The sequence below is a fragment of the Sphingomonas sp. PP-F2F-A104-K0414 genome (genome assembly GCF_004340945.1).
Taxonomy (GTDB): Bacteria; Pseudomonadota; Alphaproteobacteria; order Sphingomonadales; family Sphingomonadaceae; genus Sphingomonas.
Window position 1 is genome coordinate 71,518 of the sequence record NZ_SLYD01000011.1, and the last position, 22,992, is coordinate 94,509.

A 22,992-nucleotide genomic window follows, 5' to 3' on the forward strand; every position below is an offset into this window, starting at 1 on the left:
CGTGGAACGCGCTCCATAGTCAACGCACTCTACCAGACTGTGAAATCCGATTCATAGAGGCTTTAACATACTGTCATATATGGTTATTTCTCACGAATATCGGTCCACTTCGGAACTTGTATGAGCTCCGAAACGATATTGCGCAGCTAATCCGGCATGCTTCAAGCTATCGTAAATCGAACCTGAACGGCATCGTTCAGGCTGCCGCCTCTGAAGCGCTTTACTGCGCGGTTCACCTTTCTTTACGCGAAATCTGGAGACACCCGATGGCCTCTGCGGCAGCCATGCCCGAGACAAAGAACCCGGCGCAGCGCAGCGTGCCTACCGTTACGCTAGACGCGCTAAACTTCTTCCTGGCCGACGTCCGCGACGGGCTCGGGCCGTATCTCGCAATCTACCTGCTGGTCGTACGTGGGCCTTCGCATGGCTGGAACGAGGCGACGGTCGGCCTCGTGCTGACCATCGCCGGGATCGTCGGCCTGTTGTCGCAGACGCCGGCGGGCGGGTTGATCGACCGGGCGAAGAACAAGCCGCGCATCGTCATCGCCGGCGCCCTTCTGGTGACGCTGAGCAGCTTGTCGCTGCCGATCGTCTCGGGCTTCACGATGGTAACGATTACCCAGTCGATCGCGGCTGCGGCGGGCGCAATCTTTGCGCCGGCCATCTCGGCGATCACGCTGGGGCTGGTCGGGCCGAAGCTGTTCGCCAAGCGGGTCGGTCGCAACGAGGCGTTCAACCACGCCGGCAATGCCGTGTCGGCAGCGCTTGCCGGCGTCCTTGCCTGGTCGTTCGGTCCGGTCGTCGTTTTCTGGCTGATGGCGGGGCTAACGGTCGCCAGCGTCATCGTCGCGGGGCGGCTGAAGAACGACGACATCGACAATGCGGTCGCGCGCGGCCTCGACTGCGAGCCGGAGGAAGGCTGCGAGGAGCCGAGCGGCTGGAAGACGTTGATCGAGAACCGTCCGCTGATGATCTTCGCGGCAGCCGCGTTCACTTTCCATCTCGCCAATGCAGCGATGCTGACCTCGGTCAGCCAGCTGCTAGGTCGTACCGTCGGCACCGACAAGGCGACGTCGCTGACAGCCGCGTGCATCGTCGCGGCGCAGCTCGTGATGGTGCCGGTCGCGATCGTCGTCGGGCGCAACACCGAGCGCTGGGGCACCAAGCCGATCTTCCTGGTCGCGTTCGGCTTCCTGGCGGCGCGCGGCGCGCTCTACACCGTGTCGAACGATCCTTGGTGGCTGGTCAGCGTGCAGGCGCTCGACGGGATCGGCGCGGGAATCTTCGGCGCCCTGTTCCCGGTGATCGTTGCCGACCTGACCAAGGGATCCGGCCGGTTCAACGTCAGCCAGGGCGTCGTGTCGAGCGTGTTCGGCCTGGGGGCGGCATTGTCGGCGACGCTCGCCGGATCGATCATCGTCTGGGCCGGATACAGTGCAAGCTTCCTGACGCTCGCCGGGATCGCGGCGGCGGGGTTCGTGCTGTACCTCACCGCCATGCCGGAGACGCACAAGTGACCTACCCTTCCTCCATCACATGGGTGCACATCGGCGATCTGCACATGGACGAGGCGAACGACTGGCAAAGCCGCGACCGGCTCGCTGCGATCGTCGCGGAAATCAACGCGCATATCGGCGACGCCGCGGACTTCGTCTACCTGCCCGGCGACAATGCCAATCACGCGACGGCCGAACAATACCGGGTCATCACCGATACGCTCGCCCCGCTGCGCCTGCCCTACCGGGTCATCCCCGGCGATCACGATTTCGAACTCGGTGATCTCGCGCATTACGACGCCGCTTTTGCCGAAGCGAACCGGCCCGAGGTCGAGGTCATCGCCGGGCATCGCTGTATCTTCCTCGACATCATCTCGGCGGGTGCGGGCGGCCCCGATTTTCGGCTGACGATGCACCACCGCAATCGCTTGCTGGAGGAACTCGCTCGCGCCGAGGCGGAGCGGCAGACGCCGCTCGTGTTCATGCATGCCTATCCCGGCGACCTTGCCGCGGATGGCGAGGATATCGCCCGCATTTTCGCCGACGCCCGCGTCGCCTTCGTCGACACCGGGCATACGCATTACAATGAGTTGCTCAACGACGGACGGGTCGTCTACGGCGCAACGCGTTCGACCGGCGAGATCGAGGAGGACGGCGGCAAGCCCGGTTTCTCGATTATCACGGTCCACGGCCGCGTGCCGAGCTGGCGGTTCAAGGAGACCAGCAGCAACTGGCCGTTCGTCCAGATCGTCGCGCCTGCCGACATCCGGCTGGTAACGCGGCCAGCCCATGCCACCCAGGTCCCACGGCCAGGCGATGTCGAGATCGTCGCCAAGCTGTTCGGCGGCACGACACAGCCGGTGATGCTGTCGGTCAACGACGGCATCGCCCAGCCGATGCTCGCCGTGTCGGGCACGGCGCTCTGGTCGTTGCGCATCACGCTCGACGCCGGGCTCCACCGCGTTGCGGCCAGCGTCGGCACCGACCGCGACACGGTCGATATCCTGGTCCGCGGCGAAGCGGATATCCCGCGACGTGGCATGCCGATCGCGCCGGGTCGCGATCTCCACAGCGTCGGCGCGTGGCCCGAGCACGGCATCGCCGGCACGCAACTCGGCCCGAACAAGAACGGGAAGCACTGGTGATCCTCACTACCGGCGCCACCTGGGGTATCTGCGCTGCCTCGACCGCTGCGGTGATCGCACGACCGTTCCGCTGGCCGGAGGCGATCTGGGCGGTAGCAGGGGCAGCGTTGCTGCTGCTGTTCGGGCTGATGCCCTTCCCTGCGGCGATCGGCGCGGTCGCCAAGGGTATGGACGTCTATCTGTTCCTGATCGGCATGATGCTGCTGAGCGAGGTCGCGCGCGCGCAAGGGCTGTTCGACTGGGTCGCGGCGACCGCGGCGATCCACGCAAAGGGATCGACCGCACGGCTGTTCGCGCTGGTCTACGTTACCGGGATCGTCACGACGACCTTCCTGTCGAACGACGCGACCGCGGTGGTGCTGACCCCGGCGGTCTATGCCGCGGCAAAGAAGGCGAAGGCCGACCCCCTGCCGCTGCTGTTCGCCTGCGCGCTGATCGCCAATGCGGCAAGCTTCGTCCTGCCGATCTCCAACCCCGCCAACCTCGTCCTTTACGGTGGCAAGATGCCGCCGCTCGGCCAGTGGTTCGCGTCGTTCGCGCTGCCGTCGCTGGCGTCGATCGTCGTCACCTTCGCCGTGCTGCGCTGGCTCGAGCGCACGCGGCTGGCAGGTAGCTGCACCAGCGCGGTCGAGCGTACCCCGCTGACGGCGGGCGGCAAGGCCGCGTTCGTCGGGATCGTCGCCACCGCGATCGTGCTGCTCACCGTATCCGCGCTCGATATCGAACTCGGCCTGCCGACCGCGATCGCCGGTATCGTCACGACGCTGGCGGTCTGCACGATCGCCCGGTCGTCGCCGGTTGCGCTGCTGCGCGATATCTCGTGGAGCGTGCTGCCGCTGGTCGCGGGACTGTTCGTCCTGGTCGAGGCGCTCGACCTGACCGGCGTGATCGCGTGGGTCGCGCACGCGATCCGCACCGCGTCGGCCGATCCGGCGCAGGCGTCGGCGGTATCGGGGACGATCCTGGCGTTCGGATCGAACCTGATGAACAACCTGCCCGCAGGCCTGGTTGCCAGCACCGCGGTTGCCCAGGCCCAGCCGCCCAAGCTGGTCGTCGACGGCTTGCTGATCGGCGTCGACCTTGGCCCCAATCTGTCCATCACCGGCAGCCTGGCGACGATATTGTGGTTGCAGGCGATCCGGCGGGAGGGTGAGGACATCGGGTTCTGGCGGTTCCTGAAGGTCGGCGCGGTGGCGATGCCGCTGGCGCTGATCGCTGCCCTTGGTGTCAGGATTGCCCTCGGATGACGCGCGATCGGATGTGGCGTCGCCTGCTGATCGCAATGTTCGTCGCCGTGGTGGCGTTCACCGGCTACCATGCGGCGCGCACCGTCAGCGACGCGATCTACTGGAACGCGCACCGCGACGAACCGATCGAGCGCTGGATGACGATCGGGTACGTCGCGCATTCGTACCATGTGCCACCCCACGTCCTGCACCGCGCGCTGAACCTGCCCCCGGCACCCGATCGCCGTCCGCTCGGCCGCATCGCGCAGGACACCGGACAAACAATGACGCAGATCGACGGCAAGCTCACCTACGCGATTGTCCATGCCCGACCGCCCTACCCGCCCCCCGCCCCGCCTCCACGGTCTTCCCCGCCGACGAGCTCGAAGCCGTGACCGACCAGCTGCTCGAACTGCTGACGACCTACGGCCTACCTGCGCTCTTTGGCGCGATGGTGCTGGCGGCTGCGGGGCTTCCTTTCCCCAGTTCGTTGACGCTCATCGCAATGGGATCGTTCGTTGCGCAGGGCGAACTGAGCTTTTGGCCGGTCGTGCTTTCCGGTGCGGGCGGCGCCGTGCTCGGCGACCAGATCGGCTATGCATTTGGCCGTTACGGGGGCCGCCCGCTTCTTGCTGCCGTGACGACGCGGATCGGGGGCGCTGACAAGGTGGCGCAAGCGGAGACCTATTCGCGCAAATGGGCAGGCTGGGGTATCTTCTTCAGCCGCTGGCTGATCGGCCCGCTCGGACCCTGGATCAACGTGACAAGCGGCCTCACGCAATACCCCTGGGGATGGTTCATTTTGCTCGACGTTGCCGGCGAACTGCTCTGGCTTCTCATATACGTCTCGCTGGGACGCCAATTTAGCGATCAGGTTCAGACCGTGGCGAGCTTACTCGGCAATCTCACCTGGGTCGTCGTAGGCCTTCTTGCCGCAGGATTCCTAGGATGGAAGCTGTTCGGGAAAAGAGAAGCAGAAGTAACTTCGGAAGTAACGGTTTAAAGACCGATTATCCCCGGTCGGTCTAAACGGCTCGGCGAAAAACGTCAGACGACCCATGAGCGGACATCCGAGCGCAAAATTGCGGCGCCCACAAACGGACATTCGTTCAGGTCCGGCTTGCGCCTCAGATTATCGAAGGCCAGCGAAGCGATAGGTAAAGACTGAAAGCCCCGCGCCCGCTAGATATCGCGTCGGGCGCGCTTGGGGATCGGCAATGCACAGATCGACGATCGGCTGGACATCGTGGAAAGCTTGCTCGTAGCTAGCGGTCCCCGGGGTCGAAGCAAGAATGCGGTCAACCATCCTTGGTGCCTTTTGCATGATACAGATATACCCCGTCGAATTAACAGAACGTGCAATGTTTCGACCCATAAGTTGAAAACGGGCCTGTCGTAGGTAAAAGCGCGCAGCGGCGCCGGTGTAATAGACGAAGTTGTCAGGGCCAGGAGCTGTGTAAGGACAGGCCCGACGTGCTGCTATGAAGGTGCGGAACGCACGCGCCGTCTCGGTCGATTGCGGCGCCGCCAGGAACTTGTGCATTTCAACCGGATATGTTTTTGCCAAGCACTGCGCAAATGCATCAAGCCTCAGTATTGCCGCTGGAGACGGCTCGACTAACTGTACAGCGGCCTCGGTCGGCGCGACCGCGATTATTCCAAGACCCATCGCGATGAAGGAAGAGGTTGCCCCAACATCCGGCCAGCGAACAAACGTTCCTGCACGCATTGTTCTACGATCCTCAAACCGAGCCACCTCGGCATCAACGAGTGGACTTCTATATGGGAGGGTCAGCTCGGCTAAAACTAAATTCTTCACTGCGCCGACGAACGTGGAGGAATCGGAGGGGAAGGTCGACCCACAATCGGACGCCCAAGCCCCTTCCCTCGCTTCCCAATTTCGGACGCTGGTTCATCTTCGCGAATGACTAATTTTGAACCCCGGCTATCCGCTCGCGTATGTCGTATTGGGGAGAGGAAAGCGGACTTTCCGCATTCGGGAACGCCGATGGCGATAGCCGACACAACGCTGCGACGTCAAAACGATGATGAAATGGAAATGCGTATGCCTTTCAAATCCCATGATCGCGCTGCAACTGGGGCGTAAAACGAGATTCGCCTTCGAGCACAAATTTGTATTGATCTAGCTCAATCCGATTTCTGCCTTTGAGCGTTACCATCCAATGGAACCAGACGAACCATTGTTACGCGATGCGTATGAAGCGGGCTTGAGAAGCGGTCAACGCGAAGGCGTTCCGGACCAATGCCCCTTTGAAATTCAAGACAAAATGTCAGAGCGTTTCGCGTGGCTTTCCGGTTTCAGCGTTGGCAAAGCTGTACGAAGGTTAAAGTAGCAATCCTTGGTTTGCATCAAACGACGGAAACGCAATCTGGGAGTGCGAGACACCGAGTTCGCCACCAATTCGGTAAAGCGGCATCTACGCAAAACGAATTGATGCGTGACGGTTGGGAACAGTTGCCGTCCCCCCGCGGGAACGGTAACGACGAGTATGCGTGATGAATTTGCAGCTGGCGTCGCTCGCGACGGTGATGACGACGGTATCCGCCAGATTTTAGACGAAGTCGCCGCTTCAACCGGAATGGGGTTTGTCGCCCTTGCTCGTGTTACCGATACACGCTGGATTGCCTGTCAAGTCGTCGATCAAATCGACTTTGGGATGTCACCGGGTGAGGAACTGAGGGTTTCAACGACTATCTGCAACGACATACGCGAGCACGGTAATACTGTGGTGATAGACGACGTGGCGGGAAATCCGAAGTGGCTAAGCCATCCCGCTCCGGCCCTATACGGGTTTAAGAGCTATGTTTCACTTCCCATCGTTCTCACCGACGGCTCGTTCTATGGCACTCTTTGCGCCATCGATCCCGAACCACGGAAGCTAGCTGGTCTCGGCAAAGTTTCGATGCTGAAGGGGTTTGCGGACAGGATCGCCTCGATACTATCTGCCGATTGAACCAGACGCGAGTTAGGATAACGAGCATTGTTTCGTCGCGAAGCTTGGTCCGCACGAGGCGCATTGTCCGGCGCAGACGATTATCGCGGACCGTAGATCGCCTGCATAAACGTCCAGGTGTGAACGCAAGCGGAATGGCCGATACGCAACGAAAGCAGCCTGACCACTTCTGGTAAGGCAGGCGGAACACCTGGGGCTAGACCTTTACCGTCGGACGTTGGGCGTCAGGGCATCTAGTGCCTGGACAATATAGAGGGCGAGAACATCATGCCCCTCCATTTTATCGGCTATTATCAGCGCTTCCAGTAGAAGCGCCTTCAATCTGTTCTGTTGGTCGAGAGTCATCCTCGGCCTCCTGTCTCGTATTCCAACGCGCACCGTGAGGCCTAGCGGGAATAATCTAGATCAAGACAGCAGGCTGATGCTACCTATATGGGATTGATCGGAGTTAAGCTTGGCACTTTCGATTTGAGAAGCGATAGGTCCAGTGGCTAGGCGCCCCCCCCGCCCGCGCAACCCATTGCCCGTGGGTTTATGCACGAACTTTACGCCAACATGACGGCCGCATCGCCTGCCTCGTAAACCGTCGCCAGCATTGCCTCCACTCGGTCTAATCCCGATTGGCTCAACCGGAGGTCAATCGTTGCGTCGTGTTCTCCCTCAACGATCCCGCGCTGCTGCAACACTTCGATCCACCGAGCAGCGGTCGAGTTTGCGATGCCTGCATATGTTGCGATCTTGGACAGCCCAATGCTCCTGCCCTCGGCCTCGGCCAAGTAGATGCCGATGAGCACTGATCCGATCGGATCAGTGCTTAGATCGGCACCGAACAGCCTGATACGAGCGTCGTGTACATGACGTATCCGAAGCGCTGCCTCCCATAGCCTAGCCGGTGGCGGGTCGCGGCCGTTATCATGCCAGAACAGCGTACTTATCAAACGATCAGGGCCCGAGAAGCGGGTAACAAGCAGATTTGCCGCGATGGAGGTGCCGTCAGGTCGCAGGTATCGTTTCTGCAATCGAACAGGGGCGGCACCTTCTTTTAATAGCGCTAGCATGTCGGCGCTTCGTTCCAGATCCCGAGGATCCGTAATTTGACGATAGGATATTCCGATCACTTCGTCTTCACAACGTTTCAGCAGGTCGAGAAAACCTTGATCTGCGTGCAGTATCGTCCCTTCGAGCGATGATACGCAATGAGCAGCAGGCATTGTTCCCTCCTCAACGGATTTGAATTATCCACATATATTAGCATAAAAAGTTATGACTACGAACAGACGAGCCTTACGGCATTGTAGAGCTTCTCTCTCTACTCCATAGTATCGGCTCGACAATGCAAGTTCGAACAATGAACCGGCGGCCAAAGTCAGGGTTGGACCTTGCCCATTGTCTAAAAGAAGTAGCGCAAACAGGAAGATCATACGCTCCAGCGTAGCATCCCGCCGAGGAATGCGGAATGTCCTTAGTTGGACGTAAGCGGAATGGCCGGCATGGGAAGGAAATCGGACCGGCCGCTCTCGGGCGGCGATTGTCCCAAACGGACGTTGCTTCAGGAGGCGGGGCGGGGGCCTAAAGGGCTGCTTCCGGGTGAAAAGGGGCCCGTCGGCTTTCAGCCCGCGACTGGGCGTAAGCAGACACAAGATTTACTCAGGCAATCGATTTTTACAGGCCCGGTTGTGATTTGCGTAGGGGTGAGCAGGACGACCGCTGCACTTGCTAAACGATGCCGCCCGCGACACCTTTCGACTGTGGAGGTCGGCCTGTAGAAGGTGCTGTAGACATGCTCGGCGACTGCACGTCGTGCGTCAGCCCCCACCGCTCCTCGGCACCGTCAGCTCCACAATGGCCCAATCCAGAGCCTGCTCGATGCTTTAGGTGTTCGGTCCGCCGGCCTTCAGGACAAACGTCGCCAGCACCTTGCTGCCCGCTTCTTGCTCGACGCTCACGTCCCCGCTGAGCGGCCCCTTTTCCGGCCTCGTCCCGTTTTGCCGTGCTCGGCGCAAACCGCTCCGCGGCCGGTCGCTGCCCGGCCTTAATCATGTCCTAACCCTAAAACAGCTATGTTCTGCAGCATGGCTGAATCAATCGAACTGGCATGGTCGCTCGGCGAGCATATGATCGTTTGGGGAGTAGTGTTTTCCATCCTTACGGCATTAGAACTGCTCCTTCCCAAGGAGCGTCAATCGCTGAGGGGGCGGCTTCGCGGTCTAGGATTTTGGGCGGTATGGATCCCGCTGTCCGACATCGCGTTCAAAGCTATGGGAACGGCGTGGAGTTATGTCGGAATTGAACCGATTATATCTATACCGCTCACCTTGAGTTGGTCCGGCATAGCTGCCGCAGTTTTGTCTCCGATTGCTGGAGCGGCCTTTGGCGACCTTAGTTTTTATTGGATGCACCGGGCACAGCACAAGTGGTTTTGGCGATTTCATGCTGTTCACCATTCTATCCGTGAACTAAGTGCTATAAATTGCTACCATCACGTGAGTGAGGCATTTATAACAACGGCAATCGTAATAGTCCCGACAAGCCTTATCGTGGCGCACTCATTGCCCGCCAGTGGCGTTACGCAGCTTCTTATCCTGCTACAGTCGGTGTATATACATTCATCGAGCCGGATTCACTTTAGCCATTTCGGTCGAATAATCGTCGACAATCGCTTTCATCGCATTCACCACTCCGTTCAGGAAGAGCATTACGATCACAACTTTGCAGCCTTTACGCCTCTTTGGGATATGTTGTTTGGCACGGCGCTTTTTCCAAAGCCTCAGGAGTGGCCCAAGGTAGGGATCACCGAACTCGACGAGCCCAAGTCGGTAAGGCAGTGGCTAGACCTTCCTGTCCGCTATCGAAATGCGACGGCAATCAAGCTTGAGACCTACGATCACAAAGAGCTTGCGGCCGACTGACCAGCTCGCGGCCATTAGCACCCTCTAAGATCGCCGTAACCGGCACGCCTCTCCTAATAAACGTTCACAATGGGCAGGCATCTGGCAACGCTCAAACGTCCGACCATGGGCGCTTCTGCCGCCCCAACACGGTCTCCGACGCATCAGATTTGCGCATAACAATCAGGCCACGTTTTAGCCGCTCGCGCGATGATGCAAAACTTGTGAGTTTTGCATCGTGAACGGGAAAGCTTGTGGGGATGATTTGCAGCTTTGCAGTAGCCAACGCAGAAAACGATTGATCGTTAGCCAGGCTCGACGGGAACTCGGAGCCGTTTCGTTGGGGGCAGCTCAAGCGATGTAAGACTTTTTCTCAACCAACTTTGAATTTCTATAGTCTTGCTGACAAAGCCCGATTCGAAAAAGAGTACCCAAAAGCCTACCGCAAAGACCCATCCCCACTTATGATCTGGACCAGCAGAGAGATGAATTACTAGCCCCGCAGTCATCGAGATCGCTGTCGCTGTGTAGAACCAAGAGCGGCAATCCAGTTTATAGGCCAAGGTAATGCCTTCGATTTCTTGGTGCAGCCGCAGCACGCAAACACCCAACGCGTTGAACATCCAACCTCCGCCCTCGGGGCGCGGCTTAGTTTCCCCACCTTTGACTTGCGGAATAAACTCGATCGTATCGCTCGCCATCGTGATGGTATCGACAGTCTGCGCTAATAGTGCCGCGCGAAGGCGCTCCATGACTTCCTGAGTCGATTTCATATGCGTGTGCCGAACTGTCAGTTGGCCAGTGATGGACAGCGGGAATGGCATGCTGCTGGCCTACTGCATCACTGTGAATCATGTGTTTATGATCGGAACGATCCGACCATTTACACCGACTTACCTAGGTGGACGTGCTTGGCCACCCGCTTTGCAAGCTGACGGCCGTCCCAAACACCTAGATCGGGCGGCAGCCGACTGACTGCTTTGCCTCCGCCTAATGCAACACTTTTGATTTTTGCATCACGTCACGGCCCAACTGGCATCGTGGTGATGAACGGATGTCCGCTTCTAAAACTGTGAGTTGCCAGCCGGAACGTCCGACTCTGGGCGTAAGCGGAATTACCGGCCGTTCGATGAAGGGCGCTCAAGCTTCTGGGTATGTCTGCTCGGCCACCTTCGCCCGCAGCGCTAAATTCGCCTACGCCAACTTTCTCGCACTTTCATCCATCACGGTATTTATCAGCGAAGCGGCTCCAGCCTCGCCCAGCATTCTACCCATTTTGATCGCTACCGCCGGGGTCATTGAAACGACCTCTCCGCCGTGCCCCTCAACAAAGACATGTCCGTCTTCGACCCATACCTGTCTTGGATTTCCGTACTTCTTCGAGCGAGCTAAATTGCTAATGACTTCGTCTAACTCATTCGAGTTTAGCAAGTTTCTTGGTTTGTCGAGATCCATGGCAATCCTCTCGAACGGGACGAGATAAAAGCAGAATAACCATCCTGCATATCAACGGCAATGGGCGTTCATAGTCCGAGACCGTCACTTTCTTCCATTCGCACATTTGTCTCGAAATAGTTTAACACCGAAAAAGGGAGCGGAGAATATGGCGCTGAACGAGCGGCCGCTTTCGGAAGTTGAGATTTGTCACCTCAGCGTCTGATTTTGGGCGGTTTCTGCCGTCGCAAAAGGGAACTCTTATGCAACGTTGGTGCCTGAATCTATTGCGCCCATTGCCTTATCGACTACGCTTCCTGGCAGAGGCGGCAGAGTCCGTTCCCTTGGGAGCTACTAATGAAATTGGCCGTTCTCGCGATCATGATTGCCGTAAGCTCGTCGGCGGGAGCTCAGACGCCCTCATCGTCCCAAATTCTTGTCTCTAAGAGCGGCACTGCCAAGACACCGCCGGACATGGTCACGGTTGGATTTACCCTCCGTGGGGAGGGGGTGACGTCGGATGAGGCGAGCTCCAAACTGCGCGATAGCGCCAAAGCGATGAGCGCGGGCGTTGCGGGACTGTTGCAGAAGGCGGGGGAATATCACTCTTCCGCCCTTTCGATCGGACAAGTGCGATCGAAAGATTGCGACGCGAACAGCTACGGACCGCAGCGGCTATCAACAGGGCCGTGTGCAATCATCGGCTATATTGCGTCGATGCCTGTCACCATACAGACCTCACGCGTCGCTGACGCCGGCACCCTCGTCGGTTTAATCGGTCGCCTTGGGGGCTTGGATGCAAACCTGCGGGCCTTCTGGCTACGCGACGATACGATCGCACGCCGACTTGCCATGCAGGCGGCTCTCGCTAGCGCGCAAACGCAAGCACGCTTGATCGCTGAAGGGTCAGGAGGCAGGCTAGGGCCGTTGTTGCGTGTGCAGGATGCCGACTATCGTGAAGTAGCATTGGACATGCTGCCCGCTGTGCAATCCGCAGAGGCACCTCCGCCTCCACCCCCACCTGCACCACGGGCGCCCGTCCGCATCGACCTAGCGCCTGAACCGATTCAGACGACTGTGCGCCTGATGGCTGCATACGGGATTGATCGTTGACCATCGCCATACGGATCAGAATTTTGCATGAAGAAACGTACGGATTTCTGCCGTCGCCGAGCTGACGTAAAATTCGTGAATTTTGCATCATAGGAGCATTAACTGGGGCTGATTACCGTATCGACGATCTGGCCTAGCGTGCCGACGAGCTTACCTGTCCAATCGATCGTTCGGGTTCGCTTGGGGGTGATGATCTCCATCGTCGAAGCGTAACCTCCGATCGGCGTATCGCCACCGCTGACCTTTTCAAGGTAGGCCTGACGGTCGATTAGCAAGTGATCAAGCGCTCTGCCTGTGTCTGAGGAAAGTGCGGTTTTCGATGCGGAAAGCGGATGAGGATCGATTCGAAGCAACCCCGGCCCTTCTTCTCCCGCTCGTTCGACCGTCCACTTTCCGTCTTTGCTTCGCAAGGCGACAATGCTCCATTCGGTTCTCGTATGATGCTGTGCGACACCGTAGATTATAATCATGGTGTCCGCCGTAGGCAGCACCACGCCAAGGCGAGAGCGCAGTGCGTCTCCGGGGTGCTGCGATCGTTCGACCACAACTTGGGTAGGCGCTACGGTAAGTGAGGATGTGGCGGAAAGAAGCATCAGCGCGATCGAGGAGAGCATCTGGGTCATTCAGTCAGCCTGCCGAAACCTGCTTGGGTCTGCAAGTGGCGGCTCACAACCAGCCGATTAGACCCTCGCTTGATGCAAAACTTTTAATTTTCGCATCAGGATCGACCAGGGTGAAAAATATCGCCCTGAATAGATGGCTGCTTTCGGGCTGACGAGCCGACGAGCTAAACGGTCGAGAATGGGCGCGAACTGCCGCGCAGCGCGGGGTTGGCAAGACCCAGTTCCGGACGTTCGTTGCGTATCTGAGGCTGCCCAGTATCGGACGTTTGTTCATCCGACCGCTTTCGCTGCCTCAACCTCACGTTCTGCCTGTACGAACCCGTACGTGGGGACAATTTCCTGATCCCGATCCTTGATCTCATCCCAACGTGCAACGACCTGCTCTCCAGCATCGGCCGCGATCCCTACGTAGGCCCCGTGAGTCAGCGTGATGTTCGCAGCGGCGAAATGACCCGCGCCGGCGCACAGGATCGATCGCGTGGGAGCGTCGTCGCCGACCAGGGCCAGCAGGGCTGGCGAGACACGCTCCGGTGCAAGCATCTTCAGGCTTGCTGCATCGAGCACGCCCTCGGTCATGCCCGTCGCAGCGGTTGGCGCCAGACAGTTGACGCGGATACCGTACTTCTCGCCCTCGATCGCCAGTGTTTGCATCAGGCCGACCAGCGCCATCTTCGCCGCACCATAATTCGCCTGTCCGAAGTTGCCGTACAGCCCGGACGAGGAGGTCGTCATGACGATCCGGCCGAAACCACGTTGGCGCATGGGCTCCCAGACGGCCTTGCTGCAGATCGCCGCGCCCATCAGGTGGACGTCGACCACGGTGCGAAAGTCGGCAATCGTCATCTTGGCAAAGCTCTTGTCGCGCAGAATGCCAGCGTTGTTGACGAGGATGTCGATATGCCCCCACGCCTGGAGCGCCGCGCTGACCATCGCCTCGATCGCCGCATCGTCGGTGACGGATGCCGCGTATGCCAGCGCAGTGCCGCCACTATCGCGCACTTCTTGCGCGATGCGTTCGGCGGCGTCCACGGTCACGTCGTTCACCAGTATCTTCGCGCCCTTGCTGGCGAGGTAGAGTGCATGGGCTCGACCCAGACCGCCGCCCGCGCCCGTGACTATCGCGGTTTTCCCATCAAGCATCGCCAATCCTCTCACGCCTCTTATTCGCTCACGTGATAGCGAATAAGAGGCATGATGCAATCGCTTGCTTTAAGTCGGTGGTCGCTAGCTGCAGATCGAGCGGAAGCCGGCGGCCATGAAATTAGCCATGACCTCCTTCACCGCTGGAAAGTCGTCCGAATGGCAGAGACCACCCGACAGCTTGTCGATCCGTCCGGTGCGCGCGAGGGTGAGCATCAGCGCGCCGGTGACGAAGTGATAGCCCCAGAAGATGCGGTCCTCGGGGCAATTGGGCAGCGCGCGCTTGAGCAGTTCGATCAGCCGGAGAACGACCGGATCGAAATGCTGGTCCATCAGGTCGGCGCCCCATTCGGGTGTGTTGGCGACCTGCGCGCCGAGCTTGGCGTAATGCTTCCAGCCCTCCCCGCCTTCGATATAGGTATCGAGATCGGTGTCGAGGAACGCGTGGAGCGCACCTTCGACGGTCGGTGCGTCGCCCGCTGCACGCTCATAATCCTCTAGCGCCTTCATCCGGCGTTCGCTGGTTACGCCGGCACGTCGCGCGAAGACCGCGTCGAAAAGCGCCTTCTTATCGCTGAAATAATAATTCAGCAGCGTGTGGTGGACGCCGACCTGCTTTGCGACGTCCTTCAACGTGACGCCATGCAGGCCATGCTTCGAAAACAGTTCCTCTGCCGCGTCGAAAATCTGTTCCATGGTCTCGGCACGCTGGTCGGCCTTGCGCGAGCGGCGGGCGGGTTTTTCGGTTTGCGTCACATCCCGATCACTCTCGCCTAATGCCGCAGGCGTCAAGCACCGCTCGCTCGCAATCGTGTGTTCACACGCAAGAGAGTGTGCATTGACAGTCTCGGAAAGGTTCAGCATTCTGAGCTCATAATCCACGCCAAGTGGGAGAGGTTGATGGCAGTACTGAGCAGCGTTGCGACGTCGGAGTCGCAGCCGGTTATACCCTTGGCGCAACGCCCAGCTACCAGGCGTGCCCGACGCCCTGGCATCGTGCTGGCAATGCTGACCTTCGTGTACGTGCTGAACTTCCTCGACCGACAGCTGCTGGGTATCCTCGCCAAGCCGATCCAAGATTCGCTGCATATCACCGATGGCCAACTCGGGTTGATCGGTGGACTGTATTTCGCGCTGTTCTATTGCTTCATCGCGATCCCGGTCAGCTGGCTGGCCGACCGTACGAGCAAGGTCGGCATCCTGACGCTCGCCTGCGCGATCTGGAGCGCGGCGACGATCGCGTGCGGCATGGCGCGTACGTATCCGCAACTGGTGGCCGGCCGGATGCTGGTCGGGTTCGGCGAAGCGGGCGGCGTCCCGCCCTCCTATGCGCTGATCACGGATACCTTCGCACCGGGCAAGCGCGGCGTGGCGTTCGGCATCTACAATCTGGGCCCACCGATCGGTGCGGCGCTCGGGATCGCACTCGGCGCGTCGATCGCGGCGGCCTATGACTGGCGCGACGCGTTCATCACGATCGGCATCGTCGGCATCGTCGCCGCCATCGCCCTGCCGTTCATAATCCGCGAGCCGGCGCGGGACGGCGCGACCGACGGCGATGCAGTTACGCGCGACCGTGCGCCGTTCTGGGGCACGGTAAAGGCGTTCTTCGCAAACCCGGTGATGACGCTGGCCGCGTTCGGCAGCGGCGCAACGCAGTTCGTCACCTATGGCCTCGGCAATTTCGCGGTACTGTTCCTGATCCGGGAGAAGGGCATGACGCTGCCCGAGATCGCGATCTGGTACGCCGTCGCGATCGTGGTCGGAATGGGCGGCGGGATGATCGCGTCGGGGCGGATCATCGACCGCTTCACCCGCGGATCGCGCCGCGTCTTCGCGATCGCGCCGGCAGTGTCCCTTGCGGTGTCGATGCCGTTCTACCTGGCGTTCGTCTGGGCACCGACCTGGCCGCTGGCGCTCGCCCTGCTGACGATCGTGATGTTCTTCAACTATTTCTACCTCTCCTGCTCGGTGACGCTGGTGCAGGAGGAAGCTGCGCCCAACCAGCGCGTGCTGGCGGGTGCGTTGCTGCTGCTGGTGATGAACTTCATCGGCCTCGGCCTCGGACCGACCTGGGTCGGTGCCGCCAGCGACTGGTTCGCCGCACATGGCGCGACCAATCCGCTGCAGCTGTCGCTTTACACGCTCACCCCATTCTACGCAGTCGCGATCGGCCTGTTCCTCTGGCTCGCGCGCACGCTGTCCCGTCAGGAGTCCCGCATATGAAGGCGTATCACGGTCTGGTTTCGCTCCTGCTCGCAAGCGCTACGCCCGTCTTTGCAGCAGACAGAGCGCCCGTCGTCGATGCGCCTGCAGGCCGCGTGTCGGGCACGGCCGCAGGCGACGTCCGCGTCTTCAAGGGCATTCCCTACGCAGCCGCGCCGACCGGCAAACTGCGCTGGCGTGCGCCCGTCGCGCTGCCGCGCTGGTCGGGCGAGCGTGCGGCGATCGATTTCGGGCCGGCATGCGTGCAGCCCCAGGGCGGCACCACGACGATCTATTCGGGTCCGCCGATGCCCGTCAGTGAAGACTGCCTGTCGCTCAACGTCTGGACGCCCGCCAACGCGAAGAATGCGCCGGTAATGGTGTGGATTCACGGCGGTGCACTCGTCACCGGATCGAGCCGCGAGCCGACCTATGACGGCCGGAAGTTCGCCGAGCGCGGGGTGATCGTCGTTTCGATCAACTACCGGCTGGGAGTGCTCGGCTGGCTTGCACATCCGTGGCTGAGCCGTGAGTCGTCGCAGCGCGTATCGGGCAATTACGGCCTGCTCGACCAGATCGCCGCGCTAAAATGGGTGCGCGACAACATCGGATCGTTCGGCGGCGATGCGCGCAACGTGACGATCGCGGGCGAGTCCGCCGGAGGTCTGAGCGCGCTGTACCTGATGACGTCGCCCGCGGCGCACGGTCTGTTCGCCAAGGCGATCGCGGAGAGTTCATACATGATCTCGATGCCTGAATTGCGCAAAAGCGTGTTCGGTGCGCCGTCAGGCGAAGGCGGCGGACAATTGCTGACCGGTGCGGTGCAGATGCCGGACGTCGAGAGCCTCCGCGCGATGGACGCGCAAGCGCTTACGGATACCTCCGCCAAGCTCGGCTTCGCGCCGTTCGGCGTGGTCGATGGCGCGGTGCTGCCGCAGCAGATGGTGGACGCGTTCGACCAGGGCAAGCAGGCGGCCGTGCCCGTGCTCGCCGGCTTCAACCAGGGGGAAATCCGCTCGCTGAAGATGCTCGCGCCCAAGCCGACGCAGACCGCGGAGGCGTATGAGCGCACGATCCGCGACCGCTACGGTGACCTGTCCGATGCGTTCCTGCGGCTTTATCCCGCCAGCAGCTATCCAGAGAGCATTCTCGCAACGACACGCGACGCGCTATATGGCTGGACTGCGGAACGGCTGGTGCGGAAGCAGGCGGCGCTGGGCGTCCCGGCGTATCTTTATCTTTTCGATCACGGCTATCCCGCTGCCGACCAAGCCGGTCTTCATGCCTTTCATGCGAGCGAACTGCCGTTCGTGTTCGGCAATTTCGACGGCACGCCGCCGCGCTGGCCGAAGGTGCCGGATACCGAGGGCGAACGGGCATTGTCGGATGCGATGATCGATTACTGGGCGAGCTTCGTTCGCGACGGCAAGCCTGTCGCGCGCAACGCCGCGCGGTGGCCCGCCTATGACGCGAACCAGAGCTATATGCATTTCGGCGCAACACCGGTGGTGCAGCAGACGCTGATGCCGGGGATGTTTGCGCTGAACGAGAGCGTGATGTGCCGGCGTCGCGCGACCGGCAAGATCGGGTGGAACTGGAACGTCGGGTTGGCCGCGCCGAACCTGCCGCCGGTCGCGACTTGCGACTAGCGGCGCGCCGTCACACCTGCTCGGCGACGATCAGCCCCTGCTCATAGTCGGTGCGGAGCCGGGTCTTGTCGATCTTGCCGGTCGACGCGAGCGGCATCATGCTGACCATTGCGACGCGGTCGGGGATCCACCAGTCGGCGACTTTCCCGCGTAGCAGGTCCAGCAACATGCGGGCGTCGTTGCTCGGTTCACCCTCCACCACCAGTAACGGACGCTCACCCCAGCGCGGATCGGGTCGCCCGATCACCGCGACGTGCCGTACGGAGGCATGCGCGCCGATGATCGCCTCGATCTCGGCAGGATTGATCCACTCGCCGCCCGACTTGATCAGGTCCTTCGCACGGCCGCAGATGGTGAGGTTGCCGGCCGAGTCGATGGTCGCGAGATCGCCCGTGTCGAAATAGCCCTCGTCGTCGAGCGCCTCCGTATCGGCGTCGAAATATCGATCGAGGACGCTCGCCCCCCTCACCTTCAGATGCCCCTGCATGCCGCGCTGTTCGGGAAGGCTAACGCCGTCTACATCGGTCAGCTTGAGGTCCAGCCCGAGTGGCGGCGGGCCTGCGGACCCGGACGATCCCGGCGCGGCGGTGGCCGGTGATATCGTCCCGATCGGCGAAAGCTCCGTCATGCCCCAGCTCGTCTGCACCCGCGCGCCGAGCCGCGTCTGGAGACGATCGAGTAATGCATCGGGACAGTTCGACCCGCCGATGATCACGCGTTTCAGCGATGGTAGGTCCTCGCCCGTGCGATCGAGATGATCGACCAACCCGAGCCATACGGTCTGCACGCCGACCGCCACCGTCACTGCCTCGTCGCGCATGATCTGCGCTAGGCTGGCGCCGTCGAGATGCCGACCGGGCAGGACCAGCTTTGTGCCCGCCGCGGGCGCCGCGAACGGCAGTCCCCAGCCATTGGCATGGAACATCGGGACCGCGAGCAGCAGCACGTCGCGTGCCGTCAGTCCCACGACATCGGCTTGCAGAGCCCGCAGCGTGTGCAGATAGTTGGATCGGTGCGTGTAGAGAACGCCCTTCGGCCGCCCCGTGGTGCCCGACGTGTAGCAGAGCCCCGCAGGCGCGTTCTCGTCGAACGCGCCCCAGTTTACGGGCGTGCCATGCGCCGCAACCAAGGCTTGTTTTGACCAGGTCGCGCCGTTCGTTGGCTCTGCCTCGTCACCGTCCAGTTCGATGACGTGCCGGACACCGGGACAGTGCGGGAGAATCTGGGCGATCAGCGGCATCATATCGGTCGCGACCGCCAGGATACGGTCGTCCGCCTCGTTGATCATCGCCGCCAACTGCGCCGGAGTCAGTCGCGGGTTGAGCGTGTGGCAGACGCAGCCAATTCCCATCACTCCGTAATAGACTTCGAGATGATCCCGCGTGTTCCAGGCTAGCGTGCCGATCCGGTCGCCCGGCTGAACGCCGAGCGCGACCAGCGCGCCCGACAATCGGTTGGCCCGCTCGCGCAGGTCCGCATAGCCGAAGCGTGCGACCGGAACGCCCTTCTCCGCCCAGACCACTTCGTGATCGCCGAACCATTTGCCGGCGTGGTCGAGGAACTTGTCTACCGTCAGTCCGAAGCTCTGCATGGTCGTCAGAACGCCTTCAGGAGCTTCAGGCCATATTGCCGCGGCGATCCCGCGAAATAGAGCCCGCTGTTGAGCGCAGCAGGATAATGCTGATCGGTGAGGTTCGTCGCGTAAGCGGTCAGCGTGACCGTGCCGCGATTATAGGCGAGCTGTGCGTTGACGATATTGCGCGCCTCCAGTCGATCGCCGAGCGCGCGGTTCTGGAACAAGGTCGCCCATTGCGGCGCGATGTGCCCATAATTCGCGCGCGGCGTCAGCGTCGAGCCGCCGCCCAGCGCGATCTCGTAACTGGCGCCGACGTTGAACGTGAAGTTCGGCGCATAGCTCTGGTCGACACCCTTCAGGTTACGACACGATACGCTGGCGGGCCCGGTGTTCACGTTGCAGGCAGCAACCGCCAGGATGCGCGGATCGGTCGCGAAGAACTGGCCGAGTTCGCTGCGCAACACGTTCATACCGACGTCGAACGTCAGATTGCCGAACTTCACGTCGGCCTCGGCCTCGATCCCGAAGATCTTGGTCTTGCCAGGAACGTTCACTTGGAGCCCAAACACCGGGATGGTCGGGTTGCCGATCGTAACCTGGAAAGCCTCATAGTCGTTGTAGAAGGCGCTGACGCTGGTCCTGATACGACGGTTGAGGAAGTTCGCCTTCCAGCCGGCTTCGTAGGATGTGACCTGCTCGGCACCGAACGGCGCAGGGTTGCCCAAGCCAACAGGTACGTTGAGCCCGCCCGGCTTGAACCCGGTCGCGACGAAACCGTAGAGATAATGGTCGCGGCTGACCTCCCAGCCGAGCGAGGCCTTGTACGAGAAATCGTTCGAGCTGGTCTTCTGCTCTGCGACGATAGGCGTGCCGTACTGCAGAACATCGATATCGTTGCGGCTGCGGCTGGTCGTGTAGCGGCCCCCGACCTCGACCTTTAGCTTGGGCGTGATCGCAAAGCCAAGTTGCCCGAAGGCGGCCAGCGAACGGTTCGGGTTGATACCTTGCAACCGGTATTCGGTCAGCGGATTGCCGAGCGGAGCACCGATCACGAACTGGTAGGGCGATTTGAAGTCGTATTTGTTCCAGACACCAAACGCACCGACAAGGTACGAGACGCGCGACGTATCAGGCGAGATGAGCGTCAATTCCTGAGAATATTGGCGCTCGTCAACGCTGTCGAAGAACGTCCGGTTCGCTGTCGCGGTACCGTCCAGGTCGGAGCGATATTTGGTGTTGCCGCTCGCATAAGCACTGACCGATCGCAGCTGGATTCCGTTGTCGAACTCGTAGTTCACGCGCAGAATCGAACGATAAAACTTGTCACGCGCCTCCTGCGGGGAGTTCGCGGTGATGTCGAACAAGTCGCGGTAATTGGGGTTCGGCGTCGTGCTCCCAACCGGCAGGTACCGGAACTGGTTGGTGAACGGGCTGGCGGGATAGGCCCCCATGTCGAGATAGTCGACGTCGGTCTTGGACAGGATCGACAGCCGCGACGTAGGCTTCCACAACAGGCTGAAGCGGCCGGCGATCTGGCGCACGTCGCCGTTGTTACCGGTGTATTTCGATCCACCCGGCCCGGTGATGTCGTAGAAGCCGTCGCGTCGCTGGCCATAGACCGCGAACCGCGCGGCCAGCGTGTCGCTCACTGGGATGTTCACCGCGCCCTGCACGCCAACGTCCGAATAATTGCCGACGTTCGCATTGATATAGCCACGATAGCCGCCACCGATGATGGGGTCGTTGCTGTTGACGAACACTGCGCCGCCAGTAGCGTTCTGGCCGACGATCGTGCCTTGCGGACCGCGCAGCACCTGAATGTTCGCGACGTCGTAATAGGGTTCCTGCGCGAAATAGCCCGGGAACGTCGGTGCACCGTCACGGTAGGTGATGACGCCGGTCGCGGTCTGCGTGTTGTGCTCGCCCTTGCCGATGCCGCGGACATTGAAGTCGATGCCCTGGCCGAAATTGTTCACCACCACGCTCGGTGTGGCGAACTGGAGCGCATCGACGCTCGACACGCCCTTGTTCGCCAGATCGGTGCCTGACAGGACGGAGCCGGACAACGGCGTGGTCTGGAGATTCTCGTTGCGGCGGCGCGCGGTGACGATGATGTCGCCCTGCTGCGGCGCGGGGCTTTCCGCCTGTTCGGTCGAAGCGCCGGGATCGGCGGGAACTGACTGAGCGACGGCCTGACCCGTCGAGAGCAGAGCAAGCACGGACACACCGAGCCAGCACGAACGAAGCCGCATAATCCTCTCCTATGGCGATGGCACTCTTCGGTGCCGATGCCAATCGATGCCCCAAACGAAAATACGATGCAAGTTTAATTCTCTCCAGAGTGAATGTCAGGAGAAAGGTCCGCGACCGGCCGCCGTGGGATTAAATTTGTCGTTCGCGGGCAACGAATTTGTGAGCAGTCTGGATGTCCAGATACTTGGCTCGCCTAGTTTCAGATGACCAGCAAGGCGGAAGCCGGATTCTCGCGTTGACCCATAATCAGACGTCCCCGCCCCCTTTCCGGCTTCCCCACTTCGGCCGCTCGTTCATCTTCGCGTTGCCACCGCTTTTGGCGCCTGACCCTGCGAACTCGAATGTCCCGACTGGGCGATAGTTTAGGAAGCAGGCTGTCCAAGTCCGAGTTTTGCGCCCGATGAGCTGCGGACGGCTTTTGCAGGAGGCTCAGGCACTGGATGAGCGGCGACGCTACGTCGAACCGTAGGTGCCAATCCGGATTCGTCATTCCACAGAACCAGGATTGTAGCGATCGGTGCGGCGGTGAGGATCAGCAGGAAAAGGCCCATCAGCCATTCGTTGGTCTCTAGCGGCTGCGAGAGGCTACCGCTGGGCTGCATCGACGGGCTAGGTCGCATCGGGCGCCTGCCGGCTTTCCTGGGGTGAAACGGGCGGTCCGCAGTCGCTCGGTGGGCAGACGGCCTGATCTGCGACCGATCATAGGCGGCGCGTGCTTCCTTCTTTCCCAAAACGGAATACGCCTCGTTGATCTCTTTCGCACGAGCAGAGACATCCACACCATGGTTGGCATCGGGGTGATATTGACGGAGAAGCGCTTTCCACGCGGCGTGGATAGTGTCTCGACTTGCTGTCGAGGGCACGCCTAGAACAGAATAATAGTCGCGTGAGAGAGCCATCTAGTTGTTACTTGCGGCTAAAACGCAAAAAAGAAAAGTCCGCTTGAGGCGTGATATTAACCTAGCTTTCTCGGTGATCCAAAAGAAAGCTTTAGGCGCCAACAGTCAGATGGCTACCATTCCCATCCGCAACTTCGTGCTTTTGACGACACCACGACGCCCCCGGCGCAGACCCATAGTCGGCGTTCGATCGTCCCTCTGCGTATCCTAATTTCAGACACTTCTTCATATCCTTGCCGGAGCGCCACACGCATGCCCAGCTGAAAGGGACCATATGACGTGACCCCCGTTTTTTCCTCCAGTTGAAGCTAGAGTCCGACCCCGGAAAGGGACGGACAGATGAAGCGGAAGCAGTTTTCGGAAGAGCAGA

General features: G+C 60.8%; 19 protein-coding genes. 10 read left to right on the top strand and 9 right to left on the bottom strand.

The window, feature by feature from the left end; genetic code table 11:
- Positions 1-266 precede the first annotated feature (266 nt).
- The 5 genes from C8J46_RS19460 to C8J46_RS19480 are packed head-to-tail and all read left to right on the top strand — an operon-like array spanning position 267 to position 4,870.
- Positions 267-1,517, top strand: coding sequence for an MFS transporter (locus C8J46_RS19460; protein ID WP_132742335.1), 1,251 nt, complete (start codon positions 267-269; stop codon positions 1,515-1,517).
- Entirely contained in the window at positions 1,514-2,641 is a 1,128-nt protein-coding gene (locus C8J46_RS19465; protein WP_243643530.1) for a metallophosphoesterase, read from the top strand. Before C8J46_RS19460 ends, C8J46_RS19465 begins: the two co-directional genes overlap by 4 nt.
- Entirely contained in the window at positions 2,638-3,888 is a 1,251-nt protein-coding gene (locus C8J46_RS19470; protein WP_132742336.1) for an arsenic transporter, read from the top strand. Before C8J46_RS19465 ends, C8J46_RS19470 begins: the two co-directional genes overlap by 4 nt.
- Positions 3,885-4,262 (top strand): hypothetical protein, encoded by a 378-nt coding sequence (locus C8J46_RS19475; RefSeq protein WP_132742337.1) that lies wholly within the window; start codon positions 3,885-3,887, stop codon positions 4,260-4,262. The genes C8J46_RS19470 and C8J46_RS19475 overlap by 4 nt, the downstream gene beginning before the upstream one ends.
- Positions 4,259-4,870, top strand: a complete 612-nt coding sequence (locus C8J46_RS19480; RefSeq protein ID WP_132742338.1) for a DedA family protein — start codon at positions 4,259-4,261, stop codon at positions 4,868-4,870. Before C8J46_RS19475 ends, C8J46_RS19480 begins: the two co-directional genes overlap by 4 nt.
- A 129-nt stretch (positions 4,871-4,999) precedes the next feature.
- On the opposite strand, the gene C8J46_RS19485 is transcribed toward C8J46_RS19480, so the two are convergent.
- Positions 5,000-5,596 (bottom strand): hypothetical protein, encoded by a 597-nt coding sequence (locus C8J46_RS19485; RefSeq protein ID WP_132742339.1) that lies wholly within the window; start codon positions 5,594-5,596, stop codon positions 5,000-5,002.
- A 781-nt stretch (positions 5,597-6,377) separates the two neighbouring features.
- Here C8J46_RS19485 and C8J46_RS19490 point away from each other — a divergent pair.
- Positions 6,378-6,842 (top strand): GAF domain-containing protein, encoded by a 465-nt coding sequence (locus C8J46_RS19490; RefSeq protein ID WP_132742340.1) that lies wholly within the window; start codon positions 6,378-6,380, stop codon positions 6,840-6,842.
- Between the two features lie 545 nt (positions 6,843-7,387).
- Here C8J46_RS19490 and C8J46_RS19495 read toward each other — a convergent pair.
- Positions 7,388-8,053, bottom strand: coding sequence for a PAS domain-containing protein (locus C8J46_RS19495; protein ID WP_132742341.1), 666 nt, complete (start codon positions 8,051-8,053; stop codon positions 7,388-7,390).
- A gap of 861 nt (positions 8,054-8,914) precedes the next feature.
- Between C8J46_RS19495 and C8J46_RS19500 the strand changes: the two genes are divergently transcribed.
- Positions 8,915-9,751 carry a sterol desaturase family protein gene (locus C8J46_RS19500; protein ID WP_165886679.1) on the top strand — a complete coding sequence of 279 codons (837 nt, stop codon included), beginning with the start codon at positions 8,915-8,917 and terminating at the stop codon, positions 9,749-9,751.
- 284 nt (positions 9,752-10,035) lie between these two features.
- Here C8J46_RS19500 and C8J46_RS19505 read toward each other — a convergent pair whose 3' ends face one another.
- Both C8J46_RS19505 and C8J46_RS19510 read right to left on the bottom strand, forming a co-directional pair.
- Positions 10,036-10,554 carry a hypothetical protein gene (locus C8J46_RS19505; RefSeq protein WP_132742343.1) on the bottom strand — a complete coding sequence of 173 codons (519 nt, stop codon included), beginning with the start codon at positions 10,552-10,554 and terminating at the stop codon, positions 10,036-10,038.
- 370 nt (positions 10,555-10,924) lie between these two features.
- Positions 10,925-11,185 (bottom strand): hypothetical protein, encoded by a 261-nt coding sequence (locus C8J46_RS19510; RefSeq protein ID WP_132742344.1) that lies wholly within the window; start codon positions 11,183-11,185, stop codon positions 10,925-10,927.
- Between the two features lie 336 nt (positions 11,186-11,521).
- On the opposite strand from C8J46_RS19510, the gene C8J46_RS19515 reads away from it, so the two are divergent.
- Complete coding sequence (locus C8J46_RS19515; protein ID WP_132742345.1) at positions 11,522-12,277, top strand: SIMPL domain-containing protein; 756 nt, start codon at positions 11,522-11,524, stop codon at positions 12,275-12,277.
- Positions 12,278-12,375: 98 nt separating this feature from the next.
- Here C8J46_RS19515 and C8J46_RS19520 read toward each other — a convergent pair whose 3' ends face one another.
- The 3 genes from C8J46_RS19520 to C8J46_RS19530 form a co-directional block, all read right to left on the bottom strand.
- Entirely contained in the window at positions 12,376-12,900 is a 525-nt protein-coding gene (locus C8J46_RS19520) for a hypothetical protein (protein WP_132742346.1), read from the bottom strand.
- A 270-nt stretch (positions 12,901-13,170) separates the two neighbouring features.
- Positions 13,171-14,040 (bottom strand): SDR family NAD(P)-dependent oxidoreductase, encoded by an 870-nt coding sequence (locus C8J46_RS19525; RefSeq protein WP_132742347.1) that lies wholly within the window; start codon positions 14,038-14,040, stop codon positions 13,171-13,173.
- A gap of 84 nt (positions 14,041-14,124) precedes the next feature.
- On the bottom strand, positions 14,125-14,736 hold the full coding sequence (locus C8J46_RS19530; RefSeq protein ID WP_132742362.1) for a TetR/AcrR family transcriptional regulator: 612 nt from the start codon (positions 14,734-14,736) through the stop codon (positions 14,125-14,127).
- A 204-nt stretch (positions 14,737-14,940) separates the two neighbouring features.
- On the opposite strand from C8J46_RS19530, the gene C8J46_RS19535 reads away from it, so the two are divergent.
- Together C8J46_RS19535 and C8J46_RS19540 are read left to right on the top strand one after the other, a co-directional pair.
- A complete protein-coding gene (locus tag C8J46_RS19535; RefSeq protein ID WP_132742348.1) occupies positions 14,941-16,266 on the top strand; it encodes an MFS transporter in 1,326 nt (441 codons plus the stop codon).
- Positions 16,263-17,894, top strand: a complete 1,632-nt coding sequence (locus C8J46_RS19540) for a carboxylesterase family protein (RefSeq protein WP_132742349.1) — start codon at positions 16,263-16,265, stop codon at positions 17,892-17,894. The genes C8J46_RS19535 and C8J46_RS19540 overlap by 4 nt, the downstream gene beginning before the upstream one ends.
- Positions 17,895-17,904: 10 nt before the next feature.
- On the opposite strand, the gene C8J46_RS19545 is transcribed toward C8J46_RS19540, so the two are convergent.
- Together C8J46_RS19545 and C8J46_RS19550 are read right to left on the bottom strand one after the other, a co-directional pair.
- Positions 17,905-19,485, bottom strand: coding sequence for an AMP-binding protein (locus tag C8J46_RS19545; protein ID WP_132742350.1), 1,581 nt, complete (start codon positions 19,483-19,485; stop codon positions 17,905-17,907).
- A gap of 5 nt (positions 19,486-19,490) precedes the next feature.
- A complete protein-coding gene (locus C8J46_RS19550; protein WP_132742351.1) occupies positions 19,491-21,722 on the bottom strand; it encodes a TonB-dependent receptor in 2,232 nt (743 codons plus the stop codon).
- Between the last annotated feature and the right edge of the window lie 1,270 nt (positions 21,723-22,992).

What these genes read in the sequence shown, in the direction of transcription:
- C8J46_RS19550 (WP_132742351.1), bottom strand. Translation starts at nt 21,722, where the DNA reads ATGCGGCTTCGTTCGTGCTGGCTCGGTGTGTCCGTGCTTGCTCTGCTC.
- C8J46_RS19495 (WP_132742341.1), bottom strand. Translation starts at nt 8,053, where the DNA reads ATGCCTGCTGCTCATTGCGTATCATCGCTCGAAGGGACGATACTGCAC.
- C8J46_RS19535 (WP_132742348.1), top strand. Translation starts at nt 14,941, where the DNA reads ATGGCAGTACTGAGCAGCGTTGCGACGTCGGAGTCGCAGCCGGTTATA.
- C8J46_RS19525 (WP_132742347.1), bottom strand. Translation starts at nt 14,040, where the DNA reads ATGCTTGATGGGAAAACCGCGATAGTCACGGGCGCGGGCGGCGGTCTG.
- C8J46_RS19530 (WP_132742362.1), bottom strand. Translation starts at nt 14,736, where the DNA reads ATGGAACAGATTTTCGACGCGGCAGAGGAACTGTTTTCGAAGCATGGC.
- C8J46_RS19490 (WP_132742340.1), top strand. Translation starts at nt 6,378, where the DNA reads ATGCGTGATGAATTTGCAGCTGGCGTCGCTCGCGACGGTGATGACGAC.
- C8J46_RS19505 (WP_132742343.1), bottom strand. Translation starts at nt 10,554, where the DNA reads ATGCCATTCCCGCTGTCCATCACTGGCCAACTGACAGTTCGGCACACG.
- C8J46_RS19460 (WP_132742335.1), top strand. Translation starts at nt 267, where the DNA reads ATGGCCTCTGCGGCAGCCATGCCCGAGACAAAGAACCCGGCGCAGCGC.
- C8J46_RS19515 (WP_132742345.1), top strand. Translation starts at nt 11,522, where the DNA reads ATGAAATTGGCCGTTCTCGCGATCATGATTGCCGTAAGCTCGTCGGCG.
- C8J46_RS19485 (WP_132742339.1), bottom strand. Translation starts at nt 5,596, where the DNA reads ATGCGTGCAGGAACGTTTGTTCGCTGGCCGGATGTTGGGGCAACCTCT.
- C8J46_RS19540 (WP_132742349.1), top strand. Translation starts at nt 16,263, where the DNA reads ATGAAGGCGTATCACGGTCTGGTTTCGCTCCTGCTCGCAAGCGCTACG.
- C8J46_RS19520 (WP_132742346.1), bottom strand. Translation starts at nt 12,900, where the DNA reads ATGACCCAGATGCTCTCCTCGATCGCGCTGATGCTTCTTTCCGCCACA.
- C8J46_RS19545 (WP_132742350.1), bottom strand. Translation starts at nt 19,485, where the DNA reads ATGCAGAGCTTCGGACTGACGGTAGACAAGTTCCTCGACCACGCCGGC.
- C8J46_RS19510 (WP_132742344.1), bottom strand. Translation starts at nt 11,185, where the DNA reads ATGGATCTCGACAAACCAAGAAACTTGCTAAACTCGAATGAGTTAGAC.
- C8J46_RS19500 (WP_165886679.1), top strand. Translation starts at nt 8,915, where the DNA reads ATGGCTGAATCAATCGAACTGGCATGGTCGCTCGGCGAGCATATGATC.
- C8J46_RS19475 (WP_132742337.1), top strand. Translation starts at nt 3,885, where the DNA reads ATGACGCGCGATCGGATGTGGCGTCGCCTGCTGATCGCAATGTTCGTC.